Origin of the sequence: Myxococcus virescens, assembly GCF_900101905.1 — a bacterium.
In the GTDB taxonomy this organism is placed as follows: Bacteria; Myxococcota; Myxococcia; order Myxococcales; family Myxococcaceae; genus Myxococcus; species Myxococcus virescens.
Window position 1 is genome coordinate 272,229 of record NZ_FNAJ01000002.1, and the last position, 25,582, is coordinate 297,810.

The following is a 25,582-nucleotide window of genomic DNA, read 5'->3' on the forward strand; positions in this document are numbered from 1 at the left end:
ATGATTGAAGCCAGGAACCTGCACAAGCGCTTTGGCAAGAAGGTGACGGCGGTGGAGGACGTGTCCTTCACGGCGGAGGACGGCGTCATCACCGGCCTGCTGGGCCCCAACGGCGCTGGCAAGACGACGACGATGCGCATGCTCTACACGCTGGTGCGGCCGGACCGCGGCACCGCGCTGGTGGACGGCGTGGACGTGGTGCAGCGGCCGCAGGAGGCCCGGCGGGCGCTGGGCGTGCTGCCGGACGCGCGTGGCCTCTATCCGCGCCTCACCGCCCGCGAGCACGCGCGCTACTACGGCGAGCTGCACGGCCTGTCCGGCGCCACGCTGGACAAGCGCGTGGATGAGCTGCTGGACCTGTTGGACATGCGGGACATCGCGGACCGCCGCGCGGAGGGCTTCAGCCAGGGCCAGCGCGTGAAGGTGGCCATGGCGCGGGCGCTGGTGCACGGGCCTCGCAACGTGCTCTTGGACGAGCCCACCAACGGGCTGGACGTCATGAGCACGCGCTCGGTGCGCACGCTGCTGCGGCGGCTGAAGGATGAAGGCCGGTGCGTGGTGTTCTCCAGCCACGTGATGCAGGAAGTGGCCGCGCTGTGTGACCGCATCGTGGTGGTGGCACACGGGCGGGTGGTGGCGGACGGGACACCGGATGCGCTGCGCGCGAGCACCGGCAAGGACAGCCTGGAGGAGGCCTTCGTGGCGACCATCGGCACGGACCAGGGGTTGATGCAATGAGCGGGCTGTCCTTCTCCGTCTTCCGCAAGGAGCTGAAGGACCACCTGCGCGACCGGCGCTCGGTGCTCACCTCGTTGATGTGGCCGCTGATTGGCCCCGTCGTGTTCATGGTGATGTTCAACCTGCTGGCCTCCTGGTACCGGCAGGACCGGCCGCTGGCGCTGCCGGTGGTGGGGCGGGAGCATGCCCCCAGCCTGATGGCCTTCCTGGAGCGCTACGGAGCGCAGCTGGAAGAGGCGCCGGAGGACTACGAGTCGCGCATCCGGGCGGGCTCGCTGGACGCGGTGCTGGTGGTGCCGGACGACTACGCCGAAGCGTACTCCGCAGGGCGCACCGCCGAGGTGCAGCTCGTGGTGGACAGCTCGCGCCAGTCCGCGCGCCAGTCGGTGCTGCGCGCGCGGCGGCTGCTGGAAGCGTACGCCCACATGCTGGGCAACCAGCGCCTCTACGCGCGGGGCGTCTCGCCGGACCTGGCCATTCCCGTGCGGGTGCAGGAGGCGGACCTGTCCACGCCGGAGCGCACCGCGGCGGGGCTGCTCAACATGGTGCCGCTCTTCCTGGTCATCGCCGCCTTCGCGGGCGGCATGCAGGTGGCCAGCGACGCCATGGCGGGTGAGCGCGAGCGCGGCTCGCTGGAGCCCCTGCTGCTCAACCCGGCGCCCCGGAGCGCGGTGGTGACGGGCAAGTGGCTGGCCACCGTGGTCATGGCCGTCGCGGCGGTGCTCATTACGTTGGTGGGCTACATGCTGGTGGTGCGGCGCGTGCCCTTGGAGGACCTGGGGGTGAAGGCCCGCTTCGACGCGCCCGCCGCCCTGGGCATGGCCGCCGCCGTGCTGCCGCTGGCCCTGGCCGCCTCCGCCGTGCAGGTGTGGGTGTCCACCTATGCACGCTCCTTCAAGGAGGCGCAGACGTACCTGTCCCTCCTGATGGTGGTGCCCATGCTGCCGGGCATGGTGCTGGCCCTGTCGCCGCTCCAGCCGAAGATGTGGATGTTCGCGGTGCCGGTGCTGGGCCAGGAGGTGCTCGCGGGCGAGGTGATGCGCGGTGAGCCGCTGGGCGCGCTGCCGTTCCTCATCGCGGGCGCGTCCAGCATCCTGCTCACGGTGGTGTCGCTGGCGGTCACCGCGCGTTTGTTGTCCCAGGAGCGCATCGTCTTCGGCCGGGGCTGACGAGGGTCCCCATCGCGCCGCTGTTGCGTTACGCTCCGCACAACCTCTCAGGCGCCACTGTCGGCGGGTGGCGCTTGGGCGGCGGCCTGACATGACAGCCACGCGCCTTTGCCTTCCAATGGGGCCAGATGAAGCCAGAGCAAGACGCCTTGTTCCCTCCCGCGCCAGTCTCCGTGGCCACCTCCGGGGGGGAGCCCCGATTCGGTACCTACCAGGGTGAGCTGCCCGAAGTGGACCTGCCGCGCCTGCAAGGGCAGTGGGCCCCGGGCCGCACCACGCGTCTGCTGAAGCGCAAGCGTTGGCACTACACCTTCGCGGCCACGCCCGAGGTCGCCGCGCTCTTCGCGGTGGTGGACCTGGGCTACACGTCGAGCGCCTTCGCGGTGGCCCTGGACTTGCGCGAGCGCAAGCCGCTGTGTGACGTGAGCTTCCTGGGCACGCCCGGCCCCATGGTGGTGCTGGGCGACAAGCCCGGTCAGGGCCTCAAGGCCTCCTTTCGCACGCTGGGCGGACGGCTGTCGGTGCAGCGCGGCGAGGACGACGAGCGCTACCGGGTGGCGGTGGACGTCAGCCGGCTGCGCACCGGAAGCCTCCAGTCCTTCCAGTGGGAGGGCGACATGATGGTGGCCGGCGGCCCGCCCGCGCTCACCGTGGTGGCGCCCGTGGAGGGTGACGGGCTGGTCAACGTCACCATGAAGAGCAATGGCCTGCTCACCTTCGGCAGCCTGGAGGCGGGCGGGAAGCGCTTCCGGTTGGACGGAGGCGTGGGCGGCATGGACTACACGCAGGGCTACCTGGCGCGGCACACCGCGTGGCGCTGGGCCTTCGCGTCGGGGCGGCTGGCGGACGGCACGCCGGTGGGCATCAACCTTGTGGAGGGCTTCAACGAGGGCAATGCGGACGCCAACGAGAACGCGCTGTGGCTGGGGGACAAGCTGTACCCGCTGGCGCGCGCCCGCTTCGAATACGACGCGAAGGACCTGATGGCGCCGTGGCGGCTGGCGACGGTGGATGGCGCGGTGGACCTGCGCTTCCAGCCCCTTCATGTGCACCGCGAGGACCGGAACCTGCGCCTCGTCGTGAGCCACTTCGCGCAGCCGGTGGGCTTCTTCAACGGCACGGTGCGCGTGGGGAGCCGCACGCTGGAGTTGTCCAACGTCCCCGGCGTCACCGAGGACCAGGACATGCTCTGGTGAGGTGACCGCCCCGCCGCCTGAAGCGTCAAGGCGTTTGCTTCAGGGCGGTGGGACGGTGTGGACGAGTTCGGACGTGAGGCGGCCCTCCGGGAGGGTGCGTTCGGTCCACTCGAATGCGCCGCTCGCGTTGGCCCGTGCCTCCTCGCTGGTTGCACCCATGGTGACGGCCAGGGCTCGTGGCCCGGCGGAGAGCGTCCTGCGCAGCACGACCTCCGTGGGCCCGGAGAGCAGCTCCGCCGGACGGTAGACGTCGAACAGCACTTCGGACGCGTCGCCCGTGAGCAGCCCTTCGCGCACGCCCATGCGGACCATCGCCTCGGTGGCGAGTCCTCGCTTCGAGGTGAATGTCCCCTTCAGCGGCCGGGTGCCCTGCCGCCCCTCATAGCGGTACACCCTGCTGGGCGTCTCGCGCGGAGGGGGCTTGGGTGGCCGCTCGCGCCGGAGCGTCACCTGGAGCGTGAGGTTGCCGTTTTCGGCATGGGCGTGGCGCTGCTCCATCAGCTGGCCCGCGTCATCCGTGATGGTGGTGACGGTGCGGTCCTCCGCGCGTGAGCCATTCGGGGCCCCTGGCAGCAGCAGGCTCGTGGAGGCCTCCGTGCGCTGCGCACCCGCTCCCAAGCTCCGCCCGGTGCGCCAGTCGAAGCCCGCGAGCCGGCCATCCAGCTTCAGCACCCGGAGTTCCGCCATGGGCGCGGGCGCCCGCGGTGGACCCGGCACCTGGAGCGTGGAGGCCAGGCCCGTCGTGATGCGCTGGAAGGTGCGCGCGTAGCCGGGCTCGTCATGCGCGCAGAGCAGGGGCAGCGCGGGGCTCGCGCTCACCATCAGCTTCAGCCTGCCCGCGCTCACACTGTCGCCAGGCGAGGCCACTTCATAGTCCACGTCCACGAACATGACTGGCGCATCCGCGACCACCGAGACGTCCGTGGGCGTCAGGCTCCGCACGGTGACGCCCTGGTGGCCCTGCACCGCCTTCGCCACCGCGAGCACCGCGCCCGCCGCGTCGATGGGCCGCTCGTACACGAAGCAGCCCAGCGTGGCCTCGGTGCCCAGGGGAATCTCCAGGCGTGTGGAGCCTTCGTGCCGCGTCAGCTTGGGCGCCGCCACGGCTTCGACCTCGGCGGTGAAGATGCCCTCCGTGGAGTTCACGCGTTGCTTCGGCAGGGGCTCCAGCTCACGTGAGAAGGGGCCGGACGGCGGCCTCGGTGGGGGCTCCGGCGCGGCGGGCGTCTGCGGCGCGGGTGGCGCTGGCCTCACCGTCGTCACGGCGGGGCCGGCGCATGCCAGGGCGAGACACATCAGGGGGGCGAATCTCCGCATCATGCCTCACGTGCCCAGGAGCGCCGGCGGCCGTCAGCCCTCCAGGGGGGAACTGGTGATTCTGACTGCGCGGTCCTCTTGGAAGTTGCGGCGCACGAAGCTCTTCAGCACGGCGGGCGTGGGGACGCGAGCGGGCTGAAGGACTCCCAGGTTCACGAGCTCTCCCTGACGAGGCTCCGACGCGAGCGCCGCCACGGTATCCGCCAGCTCCGGCCCCTCGGCAAGCAGCAACTCCGACAGGCGCTGGCTCCGTTGCTCGAGCAGCTTCCGTTCGGGCGCGCTCGGGGGACGGAGCGCCAGCGTGTCGAACGTCTCCTGCATGAGGTAGGGCAACCGGGCACCGTCGATGGAGCGCGTGTAGGCGAACGCGAGCAGCAGGTCGTTGCCTCGCAGGTTGATGCAGAGCACCCGCATGCTGGAGACGATGGGCTCCTTCAGGTGGACCTCGCGCAGCAACCGGAGCTGAATCAGGTCCGCCACCACACGACACGTGCCTCGGTCCTCGCGGGAAATCGGGTACCCCTGCGCGATGAAGGTGCTCGGTGCGCGGGTGTGCTGCTCGACGGGGTAGATGGCCGTCTCGGTCACGGAGGACACGGCTTCCTCGGGCAGCGCGGGAGGGAGGCGATAGGCCGTGTCCACCAGCCGGCGCGCCTCCTCGACGGTCGTTGCGCCCGTGAAGACGAGCGAGATGTTCGAGGTGACGTAATGCCGGGTGTAGAACGCCAGGAGGTCGTCACGGGTGATGCGCGCGCGCGACTCGATGGTTCCAATGAGGGCGTTCTCCATCGACACGCTCTGGAACATCGCCTCCTCCACCTGTGTGGACAGGCTCTCCCGGGAGAAGTGGTAGATGCTCTCCGTCTTGATGATGCCCAGCTCGCGCTCCAGGCGCTTGCCCCCGGGAATCTCGGGACTGGTCACCATGCGCAGCACGTCGCGCGCGAGCGCAGGGAATTCCTTGGCGGGCACGTCGAGCGCGTAGACGGTGGACTGCGCCGAGGTGAACGCGTTGAGTGTGCCGCCCGTCGCCTCGACCCGGTTCCGCAGTTCGGTGCCCGACAGGTCGTGGCTGCCATGGAACACCAGATGTTCCAGCAGGTGCGCGAGCCCCTCCTTCCCGACGGGGTCACGCGATGCGCCCGTGCGCACCACGAGGCGCAGGGACGCGGTGGCCACCCCTGTCTGGGGCACCACCACGAACTCCGTGCCGTCGGGCAGCCACTCGGCGGTGAGGGCCGGGGCATCGGCCACGGGTGGGGTCCGGCCCTCGGCGGAAGGTGCCGCGCAGAGCAGCGCGAGCAAGCAGGCCCAATGACGAGCGCGGGGCATGTTCATCGCCGTCCCCCTCCACGGATGCGTGATTTCGAAGCGGGCCGCGGCGTCTGATACGGCGTGAAGAGCAGATGAACGAGCCGACTCTCGCTCAGCCAGGGTTGGACGCGCCGGGAGAACTCCTCGGCCGAGAGCGCGGCGAGCGAGGTCTCCACTTCCGGGGAGTACCATGCCGGTGTCTGGATGCTGCTGGCGAGCTGGAGGGCCACCGCCCGCGGGTTCGGGTCTTCGAGCCGGAGGCGGGCCAGCGCCGCGCCATGGCTGGTCGCGTACTCCTCGGGTGTCACCCGGCCTTCGCGCACCGCGGCCACTTCCTGCAGAAGGAACGGCCCCAGGTCCAGGGCCGAAGGGTCATTCGCGGGGAGTGTCAGCACCAGCGCATCCATCCAGGGAGTCAGCATGGGCGCCGCCTCCTGGGCGTAGCCGACGCCCATGGTCCGGAACCTGCGCTCCATGCGGCGTTGGAGCAGCGGCCCCACCACCCGCAGGACGGCGGCCTCTTCGGGTTGGGTGATGTGGACCGGGTAGGCGAGGACGTTCACGTCGCTCATCGCAGGGAGCCGCGCCTTGCTGGGCAGCTTCGGTGTGAGTCGGGCCACCGGAGCGGCTATGCCGCCGCGATAACTCGCCACGGCCCGGCGGAGCGCGGGGGCGTCGAAGGCCCCCGCCGCGATGACGGTCGCGTTCCGGGGAGTGAAGGCGCTCGACATGTGGATGGCCACATGTCGTTCCGTGAGGCTCTGCACGCTGGAGGGAAACGGGGGAGGCGGCGCCGCATAGCGCGTGTCACTGGAGAGGGCTGAAGCGAGTCGTGCCTCCAGGAAGTCGTGCATGTCCGTCAGGCCGGGGTCCTGCGCGGTCCGCTCGATGGCCTGCTCCAACTTCGAGGCGTCCAGCCTGGCGTCCAGCAACATGCCCAGCAGCCGCTGGGCGAGCCGGTCGAAGTCGCGGTGATGGACTTCGAGGATGAAGGCGCTCTGCCGCAGTCCGGTGACGAGCTCGAGCGAGGCGCCCGCCCCGAACAAGTCCCGCACCAGGTCGTCGTAGCGGCCACGCCGGTTCGCCTCCAGCATGGCGTGCTGGGTGAGGCGGGTGAGCCCGTGGCTTCCCGCTTCGTCGAACCGGCCGCTCTGGAAGGCCACGACCAGCGTGGCCGTCCGGGCGCCTTCGCGGGGCGCCAGGATGAGCTGGGCGTGTTCGGGGGACTCGCGTGAGCGCAGGACCTCGAAGGGGGCGGCTGTGGCGAGCCCCGCGGACAACAGCATGCAGAGGGCCGCAGTGAGTGAAGCGCGTTTCATGGTGTGCCTCGAACCGCCTGTGCGCCGTCCGGGGAGGGGCTTCGCGTCACCCGGGGGCCCGCGGCGGTCTCCTCGACCGTCAGGCCGTTGAGGCTCGCACGGTGCACCGTGAGCGCGTAACGCGCGGCCCATTCGGGGTCCTGCCTGCGAGGCCAGAGGTGTCTGAGCCGCTGCGCCCACCATTCGAGGTCATGCCCACTGAAGAGGGCGTCCTGGGGCGCGGGGAGGGCGGGGGCTTCGGCAACCTCGCTTCCACTCGCCGCGGCGGCGGGCGCGTCCTGCGTCTTCGCGCCGTTCACCCACACGAGGGTACGCTGACCTTCGTGCCAGGTCGTGGCGTCCACCCGTTGCCCGGTGGCGTCGTAGGTCGTCCAGTCTCCGCTCCGCCTCCCTTGCTCGTAGTGGCCTTCCACCCGCTTGCGTCCGGTGGGGAAGAAGAGGGCGTAGGGGCCGTGAAGGCGCCCGTGCTCATAGTTCTGGAGCTCCAGGAGGACACCGTCTTCCGCCAGCGTCTGCGTCGCGCCGTGGAGCTTGCCCCCGGCGAATGCCTGCCTCATCACCAGGGCGCCCGATTCGGCGTAATGGAGCCATTCGCCAGCGGGCTGGTCGCCCCGGTATTGACCTTCCACCTGCAGTCGCCCGGTGGCATCCCAGCGGCGATAGGGGCCCTTTCGCTCGCCCTGCGTCCAGGTGGTCTCCTCGCGCAACCGGCCTCGTTCGTCCCGGAGCCATGAAGTGCCCTCGTTCTTGTCCTCGGTATACGCGCACCTGTCGAGCACCCAGCCATCAGGTCGCACCACGCGGTGCGCCTGCGTGGTGGGTGTGCAGGGGGAGCTCTGCGAGACGTACATGGATTGCGCGCCGACGAGGATGACGCCCACCATCGCCAGTCCACCGACACGCGGTGAGAGCAGCGAGGGGGGGCGGGTCGCGGCGGGGGGGACTCCAGGGCGGGCCCTGGGGCGGCCGTGCTGGCCCTGGGTGAGCCGGTGGAGCACGCCCGCGCGCATCCACACGACGCCGCAGCTCGCGCAAGCGGAGACGGCCGCGCCCCGGAACAACATCGTGGCCGCGCTTTCTCCACAGGAGGCGCACTTCACGTGCCGCCCCGTCGTCTCCATCGCCGCGGATTCTCCCGGCGGGGGCTGGAGGAGTCGCCTCTCCGTGGGAGAGAGCAGATCGCCTTCGCAGCGACCGCAGTGATGGCCGGGCTGGCCCGCGTCCTGTCGCAGCGGCGCGGGCGCGGGGCACTCTGGACAGTCGAGTCCCGTGTCGGGAGCCGGGGGCGCCTGCTGGAGTGGTGCGGACGTGTCGTGGCCCTGCGCCACCTCCGGGGGATGGGCCGTGCGGGCAAGCAGCGCCCGGGCGACGGTGCGCAGCGTCAGCCACTGCGCCAGCAGCAGCGCGCCATCCGCGCAGAGCACCACGAGTCCCCAGGCGGGTGTGTCCCTCCGGGCTTCCACCACGAGCGCGAAGGCCACCAGGACGTGGAGCCCGACGATGGCGCGAGCGCCCGCCTTGAAGCCGGCCGCCAGCGGGCCCAGGACGGCCGCCATCAGGGCCATGAGCCGCGGCAAGCCCACGACGGCGTATCCCGGCACGAGCGCCACGGCGAGGGCCTGCATCCGGGTGAACACGCGTTGGCCACTGGCCCTCCGCAACACCTCCAGCCAGAGCACGAGCACGGCGGCCCACAAGAGCCAGGGAATCAAGGCCGTGAATGGCGAAACCCGGCGCGGGTCCAGGGGGGTGTCCCAGAGCGTGGGCCACAGCACCCAGGCCTGGAGGACGCGAGGAACCTGCAAAGGAAACACGATTTGCAGCAACCGCGCGCCGACGAATGCCGCCTCGACCCCGAGCAGCAACTTCAGCAGCATGGCTGTCTGCTTGAACCGAGGGGTTGAGGGACTGGAAGGTGTGTCTTGAATTGCTTGAATTGGGTCGGGCCCTGACAACATTTCCCCCTCGGGTGGAGCACGCGGACTGTAACCGAAAAGCTTGTCAGGACATGAATCACCTTCAGTCAGGGGGTGTCTCGTTGTCCTCCAGGTCGTGACATTGACTCGGCAACGCGGGCTACGTATAGGGCTGCGCTCGTGCACGGCCTGGGGTGGCTGGGGTCAATGCGACCCGACTTCAGGGACGAGGGGGAGTTCAGGTATGCCATTGCAACTCAAGCCCGGTGCTCGGTTGCTCGCACTGAGTGCGCTGCTCCTGGTGAGCCCGGCAGTCAATGCTCAGTCCTATTCGAACGCCCGACCTCGCGCGGTCGTCCCGTACAAGCAATTGCCCAATCGGGGCGTGCAGGTGGGGGACTCCTCGGGTGCTTCACGCTCGGCGCTCCCGGCGCGGGGGGCGTTCTGCAAGTCGGTGAAGGGCTTGTTGGGCGCTGCTTCGAACGGCTTTGTTTCCCTGCGAGGGGCCGCGGAGCGGAACTCGACGGACGAAGTCTCCATCTGGAAGTCGAAGCAGGGGCCCCAGGACTTCCGCTGCTTCGTCTACCGAACCCGGACGTTGGGTGACTACGTCTACTGCGTCCAGTCCAACCTGGAGTGTGGAACGCAGCAGGACAGCTTCCACGTCTACTCCGCCTATCTCATGGATTCGTGCAAGCCGACCTGGAGCTGGAACGACTCGCGGGTTCATTCCTACGACCCGCGCCGCATGGTGACGGGGACCAGCGAAGAGGGCATCCGAATCGTCCTGGAGATGTCTCGCTCCAAGGTTTCGTACTCCACGTGCGACCTGACGCTCTCCATCGAACTGCTCTGAGTCACCGGAGGAAGGGCGAGGCCCCCTTCCTCCGGGCGCTTCCGTCAGGTGGCCCGGGCGCGGCGTGACGCGACGATGTCGCGGAAGGAGCGGCTGCGCAGTTCCTCCAGCGTGAGGCCCGCGGCCAGCACCTCGTCCTGGGTGAGCGCGCCGCAGCTCAGGCCCCGCAGGAAGAAGTTGAGCAGGCCCTGCCCGGTGGCCGCGTCGTCGAAGACGTCTCCCACCAGCGTGGCCTGCGCGGCCTTCTCCATGAAGGCCCTGAGCCTGCGCGAGGCCGCGTCCAGCCCCTCCAGGAAGAACGCATACACCGCCGCGTAGCGGACGGGGAGCTGGCCCGGGTGCAAGTCCCACCCCTGGTACCAGCCCCGCTCCAACGAGTGCCGGATGTGCCGGTACGACAACTGCCAGACCCGGTGAACCGCCTCCATGTTCTCCCGGCGCTCGGTGGGCAGCAGCGGCTCGTCCTGCTTCACCCGGTGCGGTGGCACCGGCATGACGTTGGTGGCGCCATCCGCCAGCCGGATGCCCGTGCCCGCCAGCGACACCTGCACCAAATCCCGCAGGAAGTCGCAGGCCGGGTGCCGCATCGTTTGCGCATGCGCGCTGACGCCCAGCGCGGCGGTGTAGTCGTACACGCCCAGGTGGACGCTGGTGCAGCGGCCCGCGCTCGCGGCCACCAGCGTGGGCAGGTGCAGCCGGCCCTGCGGGTCGAAGAGCGCCTGGGGTGTCTCCACCATCAGCTCGATGCCCACCGTGCCCACCGGCAGCCCGTGCCGCGTCTCCAGCACCTCCAGGGCGCGAGCGAGCGCCGCCACCTGCTCCGGCAGCGACACCTTGGGCAGCGTGACGACGAAGCCGGGTGGCAGCTTCCCACCCGAGCGCTCCAGCAGCGTGGTGAGGAACAAATCCAACGTGCGCGTGGCGCGGTCGAACAGCTCCTCGGTGAAGGACTTCACCCGGATGCCGATGAAGGGCGGCAGCAGCTCCTGGGCCAGCCCGCGCGCCATCTCCTCCGCGGCGGACACGGCGTGCCCGTCCTCCTCCGCGTCGGAGCGGTGCCCGTAGCCATCCTCGAAGTCGATGCGCAGGTCCTCCACCGGCTCGTGCTCCAGCTTGGCCACCACGCGCGCGTAGACGCGCTGGGCGAAGCGGCCGCGCTGGGGCAGTCCCAGCCCGTGGGCCAGCACGGGCGCATCCGGTGCGTACGACTTGAGCGTGTTCAGCGCGATGCCGCCCAGCTTCCGGGCCGTCTCCGCCCGGAAGAGGTGCGCGCCGCCGTACACCACGTGCACCGGCTGCCGTTGGGTCGAGTCCCCGGGGTAGGCGCGCTCGAACCCCGCGTTGGCCTGCCGCAGGGCCTCCCGCACACCCGAGAGGCTCGCTTCTGTCAGCGTCGTCTTCACGGCTGGCGCTTCAACCACGCGGAGACCTCGGGCACGCAGCGCTCACGCAGCGCCACATCCTGGGACAGCCGCTCCAGCGTCTGCGCCGTGGCCTGCTGCGCCTCGGGGATGGGCTGGGCCTTGAGCAGGGCCTGCATCTGCTCCAGGTGCTCGCGCGTGCGCAGCATGCCCATGGCCTCCACGATGCGGCGCAGCAGCATGGGGGCGCCGCCGGTGCGGGCCACCACGTCCTTCCATTGCGTGCGCATCTGCGCCCACCACGCGTCACGGCCGGCGCGGTTGCCCAGCAGCCCCGCCACGAAGCTGGCCACGTCCTGCGTCTTCACCGTGTCCGTGTAGAGCAGCCCGCGCGCGCGCTCGGTGAGTTCCGGGGCCTCGAAGGCGGTGAGCGCCATGAGGTAGCGGCGCTGCGTGGCTGGGTCGGGCTCGGACGGAATCTTCTGGAGGAAGGTGTCGAAGAGCGCCGCGTCGCCCGCGCGCGCCACCATGCCCACCGCGGCGTCCAGCAGGTTGGGCTCCAGCGCGTCCCGCTGTCCCTGGAGCATGCGCTCCACGCGGGGCCGGGCCTCGGCGAGCGCGTCCTGGCTGCGCGCCAGGCCACCCACCGCGCGCACCAGCGACGCGCGCCGCAGCTTCACCCGGTCCGCCTCGTTCGGCGCGGACTGCCAGCCCAGCTTCTTCAGCCCCGGCGCCAGCAGCTTCTCCACCCACGCGCGGAAGCGGACCTGGTCCTCGCCGTCCGTCAGCCGGCCTTCGATGTAGGCCAGCCGGCCCACCAGCTCGTCCAGGACGGAGTCGTCCTCCTCGTCACCGAAGCGGCCCGTCAGGTCCAGCAGGTCCGCCACCGACGCCTGTCCCGCGCGCACCAGCGCCCACTGGTCCGCCAGCAGGGCGGTGCGCTCGGCGGGGGCCAGCGACTTCAGGTTCGTCGCCAGCTTCTCCAGGCCCGGCTTGTCGTAGGCGACCCGGTAGAAGCCGGTGGAGCCCGCGTTGGCCGTCAGCCACTTCACCGCGCCTTCGCCCTCCAGCTTCACCGTGGCCTGGGCGTCCCGCAGCAGCACGCGCTGCTCGCGCACGCCGGTGCTGTCCTCGTAGCGCAGCACCACCGGCACCGGCCACACCTCAGCGCTCTGCACACCGGGCTCGGTGTAGAAGCGCCGCTGCGACAGCGACAGCCCGCGCCCGTCCAGCGCCGCCGTCACCAACGGGAAGCCGCTCTGGCCCACCCACGCGGTGGCCAGCTCCTCCACCGGCTGCTTCGCGGCGTCGCCCAGCGCGTTCCACAAGTCTTCCTTCACCGCGTTGGCGCGCGCGTGCTTGCGCATGTACTGGCGGATGCCCTCGCGGAAGGGGCTTTCCCCGAGGAAGCCCTCAATCATCCGCAGCACCGCGCCGCCCTTCTCGTACGTAATCGCGTCGAAGCTCTCACCGGCCTCGCCCGCGTTGCGCACCTCGCCGTGGATGGGGTGCGTGGACTTGAGCGCGTCCAGGTGCAGCGCGCTGGCGCGGTGCGCGTCGAAGTCCAGCCACATGCGCCACTCGGGGCGCCACTGGTCGACAATCTTGAAGGCCATCCACGTGGCGAACGCCTCGTTGAGCCACAGGTCATCCCACCACACCATGGTGACCCAGTTGCCGAACCACTGGTGCGCCAGTTCGTGCGTCACCACCTCCGCCACGCGCTTCTTCACCGACAGCGGCGCGGTGGCCGGGTCCAGCAGCAGCGCCACCTCGCGGTAGGTAATCAGGCCGGCGTTCTCCATGGCGCCGGCCTCGAAGTCGGGGATGCCCACCTGGTCCAGCTTGGTGAAGGCATACGGCAGCCCGAAGTAGTCCTGGAGCCTGGGCAGCACCGCCAGCGCCACGTCCTGGCCGAAGCGCGTCAGGTGCGCCTTCTCCGGCAGCGCCCAGGTCCGCACCGGCACGCCCTGCACGTCCTGCGCGTCCGTGCCCACCAGCGGGCCCACCACCAGGGCGATGAGGTAGCTGCTGAGCACCTCCGTCTCCTGGAACGTCACCGCGCGCAGGTTGCCCTCCTGCGTGTCCTTCACCACCGGGCCGTTGCCCAGCACGGTGAGCCCCGCCGGGACTCGGACGGTGAGGGCCCAGCGCGCCTTGAAGGCGGGCTCGTCGAAGCAGGGGAAGAGTCGGCGCGCGTCGGCGGCCTCGAACTGGGTGGCCGCCACCTTGCCCGCCTGGTACAGGCCGCGCAGCCCTTCCGTGAAGCGCCCCGTCCACGCGACGTCCAGCGACGCGGCGCCCGTGGGCAGCGCTTCATCGAAGCGGAGCACCACCGTCTCGCTCGCCTGCGCGGGCTGGATGGAGGCCGGCTTGCGCTGCTGGCCACCGGCGCGGAACGTCACATCGCTCAGCGCCAGGGCGATGCCGTGCAGGATGATTTCGTTCGACGGCGCCGCCACGTCCAGGTCGATGGTCTGCTGGCCGGAGAAGGACTTCGCGTCCAGGTCCAGGGTCAGCGTGGCCGCGTAGCGGCGGGGACGGATGGAGGTCGGCAGGCGGAAGTTCTTGTCTTCGGTCGGATGCGCCATAGGGATGCGGAATCTAGCCTCCGCGCCGCCGCCTGCCTGGACTTATGTCAGGGGTGTCCGCCGTCACACCCTTCCTGGCCCCGGAACGCCGGGGCCGGGCCGGGCGGGGCACCAGCTGGTGGAAGAGGCTGGATTCCCGCTGGAAGAAGCCTTCCGTGTGGAAGGAAGCGGGCAGCTCCAGCAGAAGAAAGTCCAGGTGGTGACACAGCTCGTGCAGCAGGGTGCGCAGGTAGGTGCGGAAGGCCACCACCCGCGCGTGCCTCGCGGTCCGCATCCACAGCTGGATGCGAGGGCGATGGCCCCGCTCCAGGGTGTACATGCCGTGCAGCTCGCCGGTGGTGGAGGAGGGGCGGACCTCCAGCACCTCCACCCGCGGCGCGAACAGGTCCAGCCGCTCGCAGAGGGCATCACTCAGCCGGGCGGTGGCGTGCTCGGTCTCCGGTTGCCGGCCCGTGGCCAGGGCTTCGCGCAGCGAGGCCACCAGGGGCTCCAGTGTCCGCGGCTCGCGGAGCCGGAGCGCGCTCACCGAATCACTCATCCGGTAGACGCGCTGCTGGGCGGGCGTGAGGTTGTCGTAGTAGGCGAAGGGCACGGGCGAGTCGGTCCAGCCGGAAGCTTCCCACCCGCGCCCTCCACTGGCTACAGGCCGCCGGCCTCCAGCGCGCCGCCCAGCCCGGGGAAGGGCTTGGTGAGCAGGGCCTGGAAGACGATGTCCTCCAGGCGAATCTGCGCCGGGAGCTGGGGCAGGGTGAGGCCGGAGCGGACCACCGTGTTGCTGACGATGACCCAGACGCGCCGCCGGCCAATGGCCTCCTTGAGCGCCGGCGAGTCGATGCGCACCGGCGTGCGAGAGTCGGGCTGGAAGGTCCGCTCTGCGAGGATTTCCGCCGCCCTGTCGTAGTAGGCCGGCCGGTTGAAGTCCGTGTAGAGCCGCGGGTTGTCCGGCGTGGCGCTGCCCGTGAGTGACAGGCGCGCGGACGTGCGCACGGTGAGCGTGGGGGACGGGTTGACCACCACGAGGGTGGCGGCGACCTCGTTGACGATGATGTCCAGGTCCTGCGTGTTGACGGACTCCTCCGGCAGGTCGAGCGCCACCTCCGCGTAGACGGGCTCGAGCAGCGAGGTGACGGGCACCACCTGGTCGAAGGGCTCCGTCTGGATGGCGATCTCCGCCGAGCACGCGGACAGCAGCAGCACACAGGGAAGCAGCAGGGCGCGCATCATCATCGGAAGCTCCACGACAGGTCGACGACGGGAAGGACGGGCAGGCTCTCTCCTGGAAGGGCCGGGTCGCTCATGTCCACGTAGGTGGCGCCCAGGCCCAGGCCGAGGTGCTCTCCGCCGTAGCGGATGCCCGCCGCGGCGCGCAGGGTGGCGCCGCCCTTCACGCGGACGCCGGCCTCGCCCACCACGGACCAGTGGCCCGCGAAGTTGAAGGCCAGCGCGCCGGTGAAGGACAGGTAGTCGGACGTGTAGACGCCGTAGCGCGCCTCGCCCTGCACCAGCACGGCGCCCAGCGCCAGGCCATAGACGCCGTAGAAGGACGGGCCGGACAGCTCGGGCTCGAAGCGCTGGAGCGCCGGCGTGTCCGCCTCCGACGTCACGATGTCCGAGTAGACGGAGGCGCCCACGAAGTGCGTGTAGCGCGCCCCCACGACGACGCGGTGTGGACCGGCGGCCATCGCCCAGCGCAGCCCCACGTTGGGGGCCAGCAAGGCATTGGCATACATCGACGTGTCCACGGCCAGTCCCGCGAACAGCGGCAGCGCCGCGCGCTGGAGCCCCAGCACGGGCGCGTCGATGAGCTCCGCCGCATCGGTCGTCAGCAGGCGCGCGGTGTTGGTGCGAACGCCACCGGCATTGTCTTCATCGGCGGCGGCCAGACTGGGAGAGAGCAGAATCGCGAGCGCGCAGGCGGCGATCGAGGGAGGTTTCAATCCACGGGCTCCTGGTGGAGGAATGGGCCCGCACGTTAGGCCGACTTTCTCTTGATGCGAGTGCCTGCCTGCCCTCGCGCGATTCGACCGTCGGATGGTGCGCGCGAGCGGTCCCCGGAGACCTCCCCGCGTCGCGCCCGCACACGCACGCGGTATGAGCCACGTGTTCCACGGCAGGACGGGCCGTGTTCTCGTTTGCGGCCCACGGGGTGGGGCACATACCTTCTGCCGCGCGTGGAAGGACGTTCTCAAGAGAAGAAGGCCCCGGCTGACCCGGAGCCGCGCGAGCGGGTGCTGGCGCTGCTACGCCAGTACGGCTGGAACGCCACCTCGTTCCAGGTGCTGCAGCCCGGCTTCCGGTACTGGTTCGACCCGGCGGGCGACGCGTGCGTGGCGTACGTGGACACGGGCGGTGCCTGGGTGGCGGCCGGGGTGCCCATTGCCGCGCCGGAGCGGCTGGCTTCGGTGGCGGAGGGCTTCCGCGTGGCCGCGCGAGCCGTGGACCGGCGCGTGTGCTTCTTCGCCACCGAGCCGCGCTTCATGGAGCTGGCCCCCATGGCGTCGCTGCCCATCGGCGAGCAGCCCGTCTGGGACCCGGTCCACTGGGACGACGTGGTGCGGGGCAGCCGCAGCCTGCGCGAGCAGTTGCGTCGTGCCCGCGCGCGAGGCGTGAAGGTCCGTGAGGTGCCCGTCACGGAGCTGGGGGACCCGCTGCACCCCACGCGGCGAGCGGTGGAGCTGCTGAAGGCCCGCTGGCTGGCGTCCCGTCGCATGGCGCCCATGGGCTTCCTGGTCCAGCTTCGTCCGCATGCCTTCGCGAGCGAGCGGCACGCCTTCGTCGCCGAGGTGGAGGGCGAGGTGGTGGGCTTCCTGTCGGTGTCGCCCGTGTATGCCCGCGAAGGCTGGTTCCTCCAGGACCTGCTCCGGGACCCGGAGGCGCCCAATGGCACCGCGGAGGCGCTGGTGGACGCCGCCATGCGCGCGGCGGCCGCCACCGGGCGGCGCTACGTGACGCTGGGGCTGGCGCCGCTCGCGGGGCCGGTGCGGCCCTGGCTGCGACTGGCGCGGGCGTGCGGCCGGCCGCTCTTCGATTTCGAGGGGCTGCGCACCTTCAAGGGGAAGTTCCGCCCCGACGCCTGGGTGCCCATCCATCTGTCCTATCCCGAGCCCGGGGGCGGGCTGGCGGCGGTGTACGACGCGCTGCGGGCCTTCGCGCAGGGCGGCCTGTTGCGCTTCGGCATCGCCACGCTGCTGCGGCGCCCGCGCCTGCTGGTGCACGCGCTCGCCGTGCTGCTCGTTCCGTGGACCGCGCTGCTGGCGCTGCCCTCCACGGCGCGCTGGTTCCCGTCCGTCCAGGTGCAGTGGGCGTGGGTGGTGTTCGACGTGGGGCTGACGGTGGGACTCTTCTCGCTGGTGCGGCGTTGGCGGGACGCCCTGGCCACGGTGCTGGGCGGGCTGACGGCGGCGGACGCGTGTCTGACGTTCGTCCAGGCCGTCACCTACAACGTGCCGCTCGCCCGGAGCCCGCTGGACGGGGCCCTCATCGCCCTGGCCGTGCTCGCGCCAGCGACGGCGTCCGGGTTGCTCTTCAGCTCCCGCGACCTGCGCCTGCCCGGACGCTAGCCGTCAGATGTACGCGCCGCTGTCGGGCATCTCATCCTCCGTGGGGACGGTGGCGCCATGGCCGGGGTGGAGGAACACCTCACCATGGTCCACCCGCGCCACCAGGTGGAAGCTCACCATGAAGTCGCGGCTGGGCGGCCAGCCCTGCTCCAGCTCGAAGTGCGTGTCTCCGATATGCACCACCGTGCCGAGCCTCCGCCCGTGTTCGTCCCTCACGGCCATGCCCTCGCGCAGCTCTCCTGGGTCCCACATGACGCCCTCCTTTCGCGAAAGATGCACGCGCCCGGGATGTTCGGCAGCCCACGCAAGGTGTCTGCCATTGCTCCATTGATGGACATTCCAGCGAACACAAGCTGGACCGCGGCGCGGGAATAGTGGTGGTTTCCGGAAAGAACTGACCCAGCCCGGCGTCTCGATTCCTCGTGGCGTGCAACGTGGTTGGTGGGGAGGGGAGACCATGCGCCCGCCGTCTGGCGTTGCACTGTCGCTCGCCGTCCTGCTGTTCGCCCAAGCCGGGCAGGCCCAGACCGCCGCGAAGGAAGCGGCGCCTCCGCCCGCCGACCTGGCACCAGGCGTGTCCGCGGTGCTGTGGAAGCTGTCCGTCCCAGCCCGCCTCGCGCCCACGCCGGAGCGGGTGCTGCTGGGCGAGAAGCTCTTCAACGACCAGCGCCTGTCGGTGGACGACACCGTGTCCTGCGCCACCTGCCACGATGCCCGCTTCGGCTTCACGGACGCGAAGCCGGTGTCGGAGGGCGTGAAGGGCCAGAAGGTGACGCGCAACAGCCCCACCCTCCTCAACGCGCTCTTCAGCGCCTCCCAGTTCTGGGACGGCCGCGCGTCCACGCTGGAGGACCAGGCGAAGCTGCCCATCCTCAACCCGCGGGAGATGGGCATGCCCGACGAGGCGGCGGTGGTGGCCAAGGTGAAGGCCATTCCGGAGTACGTGAGGGACTTCCAGAAGGTCTTCGGCCGCGAGGTGAACTTCGACGACCTGGCGACGGCCATCGCCGCTTTCGAGCGCACGCTGTACTCCGGCAACGCCCGGTTCGACCGCTTCATCACCGGCGACGCGAAGGCGCTTACCGCCGCGGAGCGCCGGGGCTGGGCGCTCTTCAACGGCAAGGCCCGCTGCAATGCCTGTCACGCAGGCAACGTGGTGTCGCCGCTGTTCAGCGACCAGAAGTTCCACAACATCGGCATCGCGGCGCACAAGCAGGACTTCGTGAAGCTCGCTCGCGAGGCCCTGAAGGTGGTCCGCACCGGCGACGAGCAGCAGATTGACGAGCTGGCGCTGGAGACGCGCTTCTCCGAGCTGGGTCGCTTCCTGGTGACGAAGCAGGAGAACGACGTGGGCGCCTTCAAGACGCCCACGCTGCGCAACATCGCCATTACCGGTCCGTACATGCACGACGGCTCCCTGGCGACGCTGTGGGACGTCATGGACCACTACAACAAGGGCGGCGTGCCCAACCCATACCTGGATGGCGGCATGCAGCGATTGGGGCTGACGGAGGGGGAGATTGACGACGTGGTGGCCTTCCTGAACACCCTCACCGACGAGCAGTTCGCGAAGTACGCCACCAAGGAGCAGGCCCGGCAGCGCGGACTGAAGAACAAGCGCCCGGAGCGAGACACCGCGGTGGCGATGGGGAAGAAGGGGAGCCTGGGAGACCTGGCGCCCAACCCGGACCTGTCGGTGAAGAACCCGGCGGACATCGGTGTGTACGGCACCGAGACGCTCGTGAAGCCCGCCTCGACGTCCAAGCCCTAGGAGACGCCGCCATGGGGAACAAGTTCCGCAGCATCGAGACGAAGCACCACGCAGAGCGCGACGCCTTCTTCGACGACCTCAAGAAGCTGGACCGCCGCGCCTTCCTGCGCGTGGCCGGCATCTCCGCTGGCATCGCCGCGGGCATGGGCCTGCGCACGCCGCACAGCTTCCAGTGGGTCAACGTCGCGGAGGCGCAGGAGGCGAAGCCGCGCTTCTCCTTCGCGTATATCTCCGACACGCACCTGTACGAGAAGAAGCTCAACGACCGCTTCGTGCGCGCCATCCTCAAGGCCGTGGATGACGTGAACGGGTTGGATCCGCAGCCGGACTTCGTCCTCTTCGGGGGCGACCTGGCGCAGCTGGGCAAGCCGGGCGAGCTGAAGCTGGGCGCGGAGATCCTGAAGGCCGTGAAGGCGCCCGTGCGGCTGATGGTGGGCGAACACGACTGGTTCCTCGACATGGGCGAGCTGTGGACGGACCTGTTCGGCCCGCCGAACTATTCGTTCGACCACAAGGGCGTGCACTTCGTGGTGCTCAACTCCATCCTGGAGAAGGACTTCTGGACGGAGCGCAGGCTCACGCCCGAGGAGCGGATGCAGATTGTCGCGGGCCTGGACAACGGCATCCAATCCCGCTTCGAGGTTGGCGCGCCGCAGCGCGAGTGGCTGCGTCAGGACCTGGCGAAGGTGAACAAGGCGACGCCCATCATCGTCTTCAGCCACTCACCGCTCTACAAGTACTACCGGCCCTGGAACTTCTGGACGGACGACGCGGACGAGGTGCAGGCGCTGTTCAAGCCGTTCCAGACGGTGACCGTCATTCACGGCCACACGCACCAGCTCCTCAGCAACCGCATTGGCAACATGAGCTTCCACGGCATGTTGTCCACCGCGTGGCCCTGGCCCTACGCGCCGGAGGGCCTGCCGCGGCTGACGGTGCAGATGAACCGCTCCGACCCCTTCAGCCAGTTCGACGGCTGCGGAGACGGGCGGATGGACGTGCTGGAGGCGGGGATGGTGGACAAGCTGTACAACCTCTGGGAGCGCAACCCCATCACCGTGCGCGCGAGCTATCTCGCGTCGGGTGGGAAGCAGGATGTGCCGCCCCGGACCAAGCTGCCGAGCTACTGAGCACGAGGGACACCATGACCTTCCGGATGAAGCTGCTTGTGGGAACGGGTGCCGTGCTGTCGTTCGTGGGAGGCGCGGCGCTGGCCACCGGCCCCGTGTCGCCGCCGAAAACGGCCGCTCAGGGCTCCGAGGTGAAGAAGCACGAGCTGCCGGTGTCGAAGGACGGCAACCTCGTGGTGGGCTTGTGTGACGGCGAGACGTCCATGGAGGTGAAGGGCGTCAAGGCCGGCCAGTCCCTGACGCGCGCGCAGGCGCAGCATGTGTCGGGCGCGCTGATGGAGGAGTGGCTGCGCAAGAACCCGAACGCCAACTGGGACCCGGCGCCCATGATGGCGCAGGCGCCCGCGCCGGGCTCCACCACGCCGCGCACGCAGCAGCCGCGCACACCCGCGCCTTCGGTCGGTGCGTCGGTGCGTCCGGGCGGCGTGACACCGGAGAGCGGCGGCTCGCAGGTGAAGAAGCAGATTGCCACGCCCATCCAGGACGGCCACACCTACGGCGCGTTCTCCGACCGGGACGAGGCCATCTGGGCCGCCTCCACGGAGCAGTTCGTGGACGAAGGCCACCGCGTCTTCCATGACGCCCAGGCCATTGGCGGCACGGTGGGCATCTCCTGTGACATGTGCCACCCGGACGCGTCCAACACGCATCCAGAGACGTATCCGAAGTACCAGGTGCAGCTGGGCCGCGTGGCGTTGCTGCGCGACATGATCAACTGGTGCATCGAGAACCCGGCGCGCGGCAAGCCGCTGGCGGATGGTGACCCGCGGATGCGCGCCATGGAGGCGTACATCTACGCCAAGCGCAAGGGCGTGAAGCTGGACTACGGGAAGAAGTAGGCCCGCTCAGCGCCCCAGGCCCGGCACGGCGTCACGCTTCCGCTGGAAGAGCCACCGAGGCTCCCACAGCGGGCGCGTGGCCTGGACGACGGAAGCCTGGCCCAGCAGCACCGTGAGCAGCGCCCCCGCTCCCAGCGCGAGCGCGACGCCCACGGGCCCCTGGAGGAACGCGTACGCGCCCACGTGCTCGGCGGCTCGCACGACGAAGCCGTGCAGGAGGAAGGGCGCCAGGCTCCGTCCGCCCAGCCGCGTGAGCGCGCTTTCCTGACGCGGGCTGAGCGTGAAGAGTGCCCATGTCAGCGCCAGTGCACCGCAGAAGAGCGCCGCGCGCGCCGCCATGCCCGTGAGCGCCGTGGCTCCGAGCACCGCGTAGCCGCTGCTCCCGTAGAGCCACTGCGGCGCGGGCGCGGGCAGTGCTCCCGTGGCCACCGCCCCGACACATGCGCCCAGGCCCCCGGCCAGGGACGCCGCGAGCACGAGGCGCCAGCCCCGGGTGTTTCGAGGGGCCAGCAGCCACTCCCTTCGCGTCAGGTGACCGGCGACGAAGCAGGGCAGGAACACGAACGTCCGCGACAGGCCGAACAGGTAGCCCACCCAGGGCAGCAGGCCCGCGACGAGCGCCAGCGCCACGGCCCACATCAGCGGCTTGGGCAGGCGGAGGAGCAGGGGCAGCATCAGCCGCCAGCACCCGAGGCTCAGCAGGAACCACAGCAGCCAGTACGGCTGCACCAGCCAGTGGGAACTCCAGCCCCGGCCGAGCACCCACGCGTCGAAGGCGACGTACAGCACCTGGAACACGGCCAGCGGCGCGAGCTGCCCCCAGGCGATGGCGCTCAGCGCGCGGGGCCCGCTGTCCGCGCGGGACAGGTGTCCGGAGAGGAACGCGAAGGCGGGGATGTGGAACAGGTACAGGCCGGAGTAGAGCGCCTTCGCGAGCGGCTCTCGGCCGAGCAGGGGCTCGAGCGCATGCCCCATCACCACCAGGGTGATGAGGATGCCTCGCACGTTCTCGAACAGCGGGATGCGGCCAGCGGTCGTCACAACCTCAGGAGAGAAGCCCATCTCGAGGCTGAATGGGAGGGGGGCGCTCCGTTTCGGCACACGCACCCCGCTCGCCCGCGCGCGTGTGTCAGGCAAGCACGCGGACCGGAGAGGCAAGTGTCCTGGAGCGAGCAGCGGCGCTCCCGGGCGCTACTCGGGGCCCTGGAACCCCCCGGCCCGGAACGTGAGGACCAGCGTGTCCCGGTGGCCGGTGTCTCCCTGCGGTTGGATGGGCGTGCTCTCGTGAATCACGCGCGCATCATCCAGCAGCAGCGCGGACCAGGGCTCCGTCAGCGTGAAGCGCAGGCCGTTGGGACCGTCGGCTTCGAAGACGCGCGTCTCACCGCCCTTGATGCCCTCGCGGCCCACGAGCAGCACCGCCACGAAGTCCACGCCGTCCCGGTGCGCGCCCTCGGGGGTGGGCCGGCCGATACCGTCGGTGGTGTCGATGCGGAACTGGTGGGCCTCGACGTACCAGGGGCGCTCGCCCTTGAGCTGGGAGCAGCACGCGGCGATGCCTCGAATCAGCCCCGCCCACACCGGCTGGGACACGATGTCGGGCTGCACGGGCTCGAACCAGCGCTCCATGCCGCCGTGAAGCGCGTTGTATTCCACCGGCTGCCAGTGCGCGCGGTGCGGCACCTGTGTCACCGAGCCGCCGTCCACGATGAAGCAGGAGTGCCGTCGTGAACGGTAGCGGCCACCATCCCGGAGGAAGCCATCCAGCGGCAGCTCGTTCCAGGACGGCCGCAGTGCGTCCAGCGCGGGCGAGTCGATGCCCGCGAACTCGCAGAGGCCGTCGCGGGTGAGCACGGCGTAGCCATGCTCGCGGAGGGCCGTGGGGACTTCGGACGTGGGGGTGACGGGGGGCTGGAAGCTCATGGGCGTCGGACTCAGTGAGACGGGCCCGCGGAAGCGGGGAGGGGCTGGGAGAAGGGAGCCGGAGGCGCGCGTTTCAAGGCCTCGCGGAAGTCGCTGTCCCGGGCGGGGACGCACACGGTGAAGCCAACCACCACGCCGCAGGTGACGCGGTCGCCCAGGCGCTGGAAGCGCGGCGGCGTAAGGCGTTCTCCCGCCGCGCCCACCCGGGGCCAGAGCCGCTCCCCCTTGTCGCTGGGTCCTGTCATCACCACCTGCTTCCACTCCTGAGGTCACCACGCGCGGAGCCGGCCGTTCCGGGGGGCGTATGTGGCGGGACCCATACTCCCTTGCAGGCCATCACCGCCAGTCCCGAGGCGATGACGCGCGACGGGCGCTCGCGGCCCCGCCAGCACGGTCGCCGTGGCTCAGGCGTTATGGTCGGGGGAATGGGCGGCGGCTCGGTCTGTTGGGTGGCCACCTCGGGCATCGGGAGATGAGGACATGAGAAGGGCGTACGTGGCGTCGTTGCTGACCGGGCTGTTGACCTCCTCCGTGGCGACGGCCGAGGCCCCACCCCAGGACCCCTTCCTGTGGCTCGAGGAGGTCCAGGGCGAGAAGGCACTCGAATGGGTTCGCGCGCAGAACGCGCGGACGCTCGCGGTGTTGGAGAAGGACCCGCGCTTCGAGACCTTCCACGCCCAGGCGCTCGAGCTGCTCACCTCCACCGACCGCATTCCCTCGCCCGGCTTCCGGGCTGGCGGAGTGGACAACTTCTGGCAGGACCGCGGCAATCCCCGAGGCATCTGGCGGCACACCTCGCTGGACGGCTACACGCGCGCCCAGACACCGTGGGAGACGGTGCTGGACGTGGACGCGCTGGCGAAGGCCGAGAAGGCCAACTGGATTTGGAAGGGCAGCAACTGCCTGCCTCCCGCGGACCAGCGCTGCCTCGTCTCCCTGTCCAACGGAGGCAAGGACGCCGTCGAGCTGCGCGAGTTCGACGCCGCCGCGAAGCACTTCGTGGAAGGCGGTTTCCGGGTCCCGGAGGGCAAGCTGTCCGCGTCCTGGCTGGACTCGGACACGCTGCTGGTGGGGCGCGACTGGGGCGGGGACACGCTCACGGAGTCGGGCTATCCCTTTGTGCTCAAACGTTGGACGCGTGGCACGCCGTTGACGGAGGCGCAGGAAGCCTTCCGGGGTGAGCGCACCGACGTCTCCGCGTCTCCCTTCCTGTTGCGGGACGCGGACGGCGCGTTGCAGGCGGTGCTGGTCAACCGCGCGGTGACCTTCTTCGAGTCGGAGTACTACCTGCTGGGAGACGCGGCGCCCGTGCGCCTCCCGTTTCCCCGGAAGTCCTCCCTCCAGGCCTTCGTGGACGGGCAGGTCGTCTTCACGATTGAAGAGGACTGGGGCCGCTTCAAGCAGGGCGCCCTGTTGGCATACCCGTTGTCCGCGCTGAAGACGGACCCGGCGAAGGCGAAGCCCACGCTGCTCTTCCAGCCGGGAGCGCGTCAGGCCATCGAATCGGTGGCGGCGACGCGGGGCCAGGTGCTGGTGAGCCTCTATGAGGACGTGAAGGGCGCGCTGGATGTCTACACGCCGGGGAAGAACCGTTGGAGCCGCAAACGGCTGGCGCTGCCGAAGAACGCCTCGGTCGCCATCACCGCGACGTCGTCATCGCATGACCGCTTCTTCGTGAAGTCCCAGGGCTTCCTCGCGCCGACGTCGCTGTGGCTGGCGGATGCGAAGGCGGGCACGGTGAAGAAGGTGAAGTCGCTGCCCGCGCGCTTCGATGCCTCGAAGCTCCAGGTGGACCAGTTCTGGGCGAAGTCGAAGGACGGCACCCGGATTCCGTACTTCCTGGTGCGGCCGAAGGCGCGGAAGCTCGACGGCACGCTGCCGACGCTGGTGTATGGCTATGGCGGCTTCCAGGTGTCCAAGCCGCCCGTCTACCTGCCGGAGGAGGGCAAGTTGTGGATGGAGCGCGGCGGGGCCTACGTCGTCGCCAACATCCGGGGCGGAGGCGAGTTCGGTCCGCGCTGGCACCAGGCGGCCTTGCGGGAGCACCGCCAGCGCGCGTTCGACGACTTCGCGGCGGTGATGGAAGACCTGGTGCGGAGGAAGGTCAGCTCCCCGCGCCACATGGGCATCTACGGCCGCTCCAACGGCGGTGTCCTCACCAGCGTGGCGATGACGCAGCGCCCGGACCTGTTCAACGCGGCCGTCATCGAAAGCCCGCTCATCGACATGATGCGCTACCACCTGCTGCCAGCGGGCGCGTCGTGGGTAGGGGAGTTCGGCAACCCGGAGGTGCCCGGGGACGCGGCGTTCATCTCGAAGTACTCCGCGTACCAGAACCTCCGCGAGGGCGTGCGCTACCCCGCGCCGTACATCACCACGAACACGAAGGATGACCGCGTCCACCCGGGCCACGCGCGCAAGTTCGCGGCGCGCCTGGAGGCCATGGGGCTGCCGTACCTGTATTACGAGAACACCGACGGCGGGCACTCCAACGACTCGGACCCGATGCTCAACGCACGCCGGTGGGCACTGCACCACGTGTACCTGTCACGGCAGTTGATGGACTGAACGCCCGGGGGCAT

22 protein-coding genes are annotated in these 25,582 nt (G+C 70.2%); 9 read left to right on the plus strand and 13 right to left on the minus strand.

Annotated elements, in window-relative coordinates:
* The 3 genes from BLU09_RS07770 (at position 1) to BLU09_RS07780 (ending at position 3,103) form a co-directional block, all read left to right on the plus strand.
* On the plus strand, positions 1-738 hold the full coding sequence (locus tag BLU09_RS07770) for an ABC transporter ATP-binding protein (RefSeq protein WP_090487793.1): 738 nt from the start codon (positions 1-3) through the stop codon (positions 736-738).
* Positions 735-1,907 carry an ABC transporter permease gene (locus tag BLU09_RS07775; protein WP_090487795.1) on the plus strand — a complete coding sequence of 391 codons (1,173 nt, stop codon included), beginning with the start codon at positions 735-737 and terminating at the stop codon, positions 1,905-1,907. Before BLU09_RS07770 ends, BLU09_RS07775 begins: the two co-directional genes overlap by 4 nt.
* 128 nt (positions 1,908-2,035) lie before the next feature.
* On the plus strand, positions 2,036-3,103 hold the full coding sequence (locus tag BLU09_RS07780; protein WP_090487797.1) for a DUF2804 domain-containing protein: 1,068 nt from the start codon (positions 2,036-2,038) through the stop codon (positions 3,101-3,103).
* 39 nt (positions 3,104-3,142) lie between these two features.
* On the opposite strand, the gene BLU09_RS07785 is transcribed toward BLU09_RS07780, so the two are convergent.
* The 4 genes from BLU09_RS07785 to BLU09_RS07795 form a co-directional block, all read right to left on the minus strand.
* On the minus strand, positions 3,143-4,366 hold the full coding sequence (locus BLU09_RS07785) for a hypothetical protein (protein WP_244171513.1): 1,224 nt from the start codon (positions 4,364-4,366) through the stop codon (positions 3,143-3,145).
* An 87-nt stretch (positions 4,367-4,453) separates the two neighbouring features.
* Entirely contained in the window at positions 4,454-5,758 is a 1,305-nt protein-coding gene (locus tag BLU09_RS07790) for a M16 family metallopeptidase (protein WP_167371054.1), read from the minus strand.
* Positions 5,755-7,053 carry a peptidase M16 family protein gene (locus BLU09_RS38690; RefSeq protein WP_167371055.1) on the minus strand — a complete coding sequence of 433 codons (1,299 nt, stop codon included), beginning with the start codon at positions 7,051-7,053 and terminating at the stop codon, positions 5,755-5,757. The genes BLU09_RS07790 and BLU09_RS38690 overlap by 4 nt, the downstream gene beginning before the upstream one ends.
* The gene (locus BLU09_RS07795) at positions 7,050-8,930 is read right to left on the minus strand and encodes a toxin-antitoxin system YwqK family antitoxin (protein ID WP_090487802.1); all 1,881 of its coding nucleotides are present in this window, start codon (positions 8,928-8,930) and stop codon (positions 7,050-7,052) included. The genes BLU09_RS38690 and BLU09_RS07795 overlap by 4 nt, the downstream gene beginning before the upstream one ends.
* Positions 8,931-9,213: 283 nt before the next feature.
* Here BLU09_RS07795 and BLU09_RS07800 point away from each other — a divergent pair, with 283 nt between their 5' ends.
* The gene (locus BLU09_RS07800; RefSeq protein WP_143043121.1) at positions 9,214-9,825 is read left to right on the plus strand and encodes a hypothetical protein; all 612 of its coding nucleotides are present in this window, start codon (positions 9,214-9,216) and stop codon (positions 9,823-9,825) included.
* Positions 9,826-9,869: 44 nt separating this feature from the next.
* Here BLU09_RS07800 and BLU09_RS07805 read toward each other — a convergent pair whose 3' ends face one another.
* The 5 genes from BLU09_RS07805 to BLU09_RS07825 are packed head-to-tail and all read right to left on the minus strand — an operon-like array spanning position 9,870 to position 15,714.
* Positions 9,870-11,228: a DUF6986 family protein gene (locus BLU09_RS07805; RefSeq protein ID WP_186817860.1), complete on the minus strand. Its 1,359-nt coding sequence runs from the start codon at positions 11,226-11,228 to the stop codon at positions 9,870-9,872.
* The gene (locus tag BLU09_RS07810) at positions 11,225-13,777 is read right to left on the minus strand and encodes a M1 family metallopeptidase (protein WP_090487809.1); all 2,553 of its coding nucleotides are present in this window, start codon (positions 13,775-13,777) and stop codon (positions 11,225-11,227) included. Before BLU09_RS07810 ends, BLU09_RS07805 begins: the two co-directional genes overlap by 4 nt.
* Before the next feature lie 13 nt (positions 13,778-13,790).
* Positions 13,791-14,369, minus strand: coding sequence for a Wss1p-related putative metallopeptidase (locus tag BLU09_RS07815; protein WP_090487811.1), 579 nt, complete (start codon positions 14,367-14,369; stop codon positions 13,791-13,793).
* Between the two features lie 47 nt (positions 14,370-14,416).
* A complete protein-coding gene (locus BLU09_RS07820; protein ID WP_244171514.1) occupies positions 14,417-15,004 on the minus strand; it encodes a hypothetical protein in 588 nt (195 codons plus the stop codon).
* Positions 15,001-15,714, minus strand: coding sequence for a hypothetical protein (locus BLU09_RS07825; RefSeq protein WP_090487815.1), 714 nt, complete (start codon positions 15,712-15,714; stop codon positions 15,001-15,003). The genes BLU09_RS07820 and BLU09_RS07825 overlap by 4 nt, the downstream gene beginning before the upstream one ends.
* A 234-nt stretch (positions 15,715-15,948) precedes the next feature.
* Here BLU09_RS07825 and BLU09_RS07830 point away from each other — a divergent pair, with 234 nt between their 5' ends.
* Positions 15,949-17,337 carry a bifunctional lysylphosphatidylglycerol flippase/synthetase MprF gene (locus tag BLU09_RS07830; RefSeq protein ID WP_090488743.1) on the plus strand — a complete coding sequence of 463 codons (1,389 nt, stop codon included), beginning with the start codon at positions 15,949-15,951 and terminating at the stop codon, positions 17,335-17,337.
* Between the two features lie 3 nt (positions 17,338-17,340).
* On the opposite strand, the gene BLU09_RS07835 is transcribed toward BLU09_RS07830, so the two are convergent.
* Positions 17,341-17,589 carry a hypothetical protein gene (locus tag BLU09_RS07835; RefSeq protein ID WP_020477966.1) on the minus strand — a complete coding sequence of 83 codons (249 nt, stop codon included), beginning with the start codon at positions 17,587-17,589 and terminating at the stop codon, positions 17,341-17,343.
* Between the two features lie 205 nt (positions 17,590-17,794).
* On the opposite strand from BLU09_RS07835, the gene BLU09_RS07840 reads away from it, so the two are divergent.
* From BLU09_RS07840 to BLU09_RS39035, 3 genes are read left to right on the plus strand one after another with little or no spacing between them, the layout of a single operon-like run.
* On the plus strand, positions 17,795-19,108 hold the full coding sequence (locus BLU09_RS07840) for a cytochrome-c peroxidase (RefSeq protein ID WP_090487817.1): 1,314 nt from the start codon (positions 17,795-17,797) through the stop codon (positions 19,106-19,108).
* Between the two features lie 11 nt (positions 19,109-19,119).
* Positions 19,120-20,238, plus strand: coding sequence for a metallophosphoesterase family protein (locus BLU09_RS07845; RefSeq protein ID WP_090487820.1), 1,119 nt, complete (start codon positions 19,120-19,122; stop codon positions 20,236-20,238).
* A gap of 26 nt (positions 20,239-20,264) precedes the next feature.
* A complete protein-coding gene (locus tag BLU09_RS39035) occupies positions 20,265-21,077 on the plus strand; it encodes a c-type cytochrome (protein ID WP_306440800.1) in 813 nt (270 codons plus the stop codon).
* Between the two features lie 6 nt (positions 21,078-21,083).
* On the opposite strand, the gene BLU09_RS07855 is transcribed toward BLU09_RS39035, so the two are convergent.
* The 3 genes from BLU09_RS07855 to BLU09_RS07865 all read right to left on the minus strand — a co-directional run bounded on the left by BLU09_RS07855 (position 21,084) and on the right by BLU09_RS07865 (position 23,245).
* Positions 21,084-22,118, minus strand: a complete 1,035-nt coding sequence (locus tag BLU09_RS07855) for an acyltransferase family protein (RefSeq protein WP_090488747.1) — start codon at positions 22,116-22,118, stop codon at positions 21,084-21,086.
* A gap of 150 nt (positions 22,119-22,268) precedes the next feature.
* Positions 22,269-23,000 carry a 2OG-Fe dioxygenase family protein gene (locus tag BLU09_RS07860; protein ID WP_090487822.1) on the minus strand — a complete coding sequence of 244 codons (732 nt, stop codon included), beginning with the start codon at positions 22,998-23,000 and terminating at the stop codon, positions 22,269-22,271.
* Between the two features lie 11 nt (positions 23,001-23,011).
* Positions 23,012-23,245 (minus strand): hypothetical protein, encoded by a 234-nt coding sequence (locus BLU09_RS07865; RefSeq protein WP_090487824.1) that lies wholly within the window; start codon positions 23,243-23,245, stop codon positions 23,012-23,014.
* A gap of 235 nt (positions 23,246-23,480) precedes the next feature.
* Between BLU09_RS07865 and BLU09_RS07870 the strand changes: the two genes are divergently transcribed.
* Positions 23,481-25,568, plus strand: a complete 2,088-nt coding sequence (locus tag BLU09_RS07870; RefSeq protein WP_090487825.1) for a prolyl oligopeptidase family serine peptidase — start codon at positions 23,481-23,483, stop codon at positions 25,566-25,568.
* Positions 25,569-25,582: the final 14 nt, after the last annotated feature.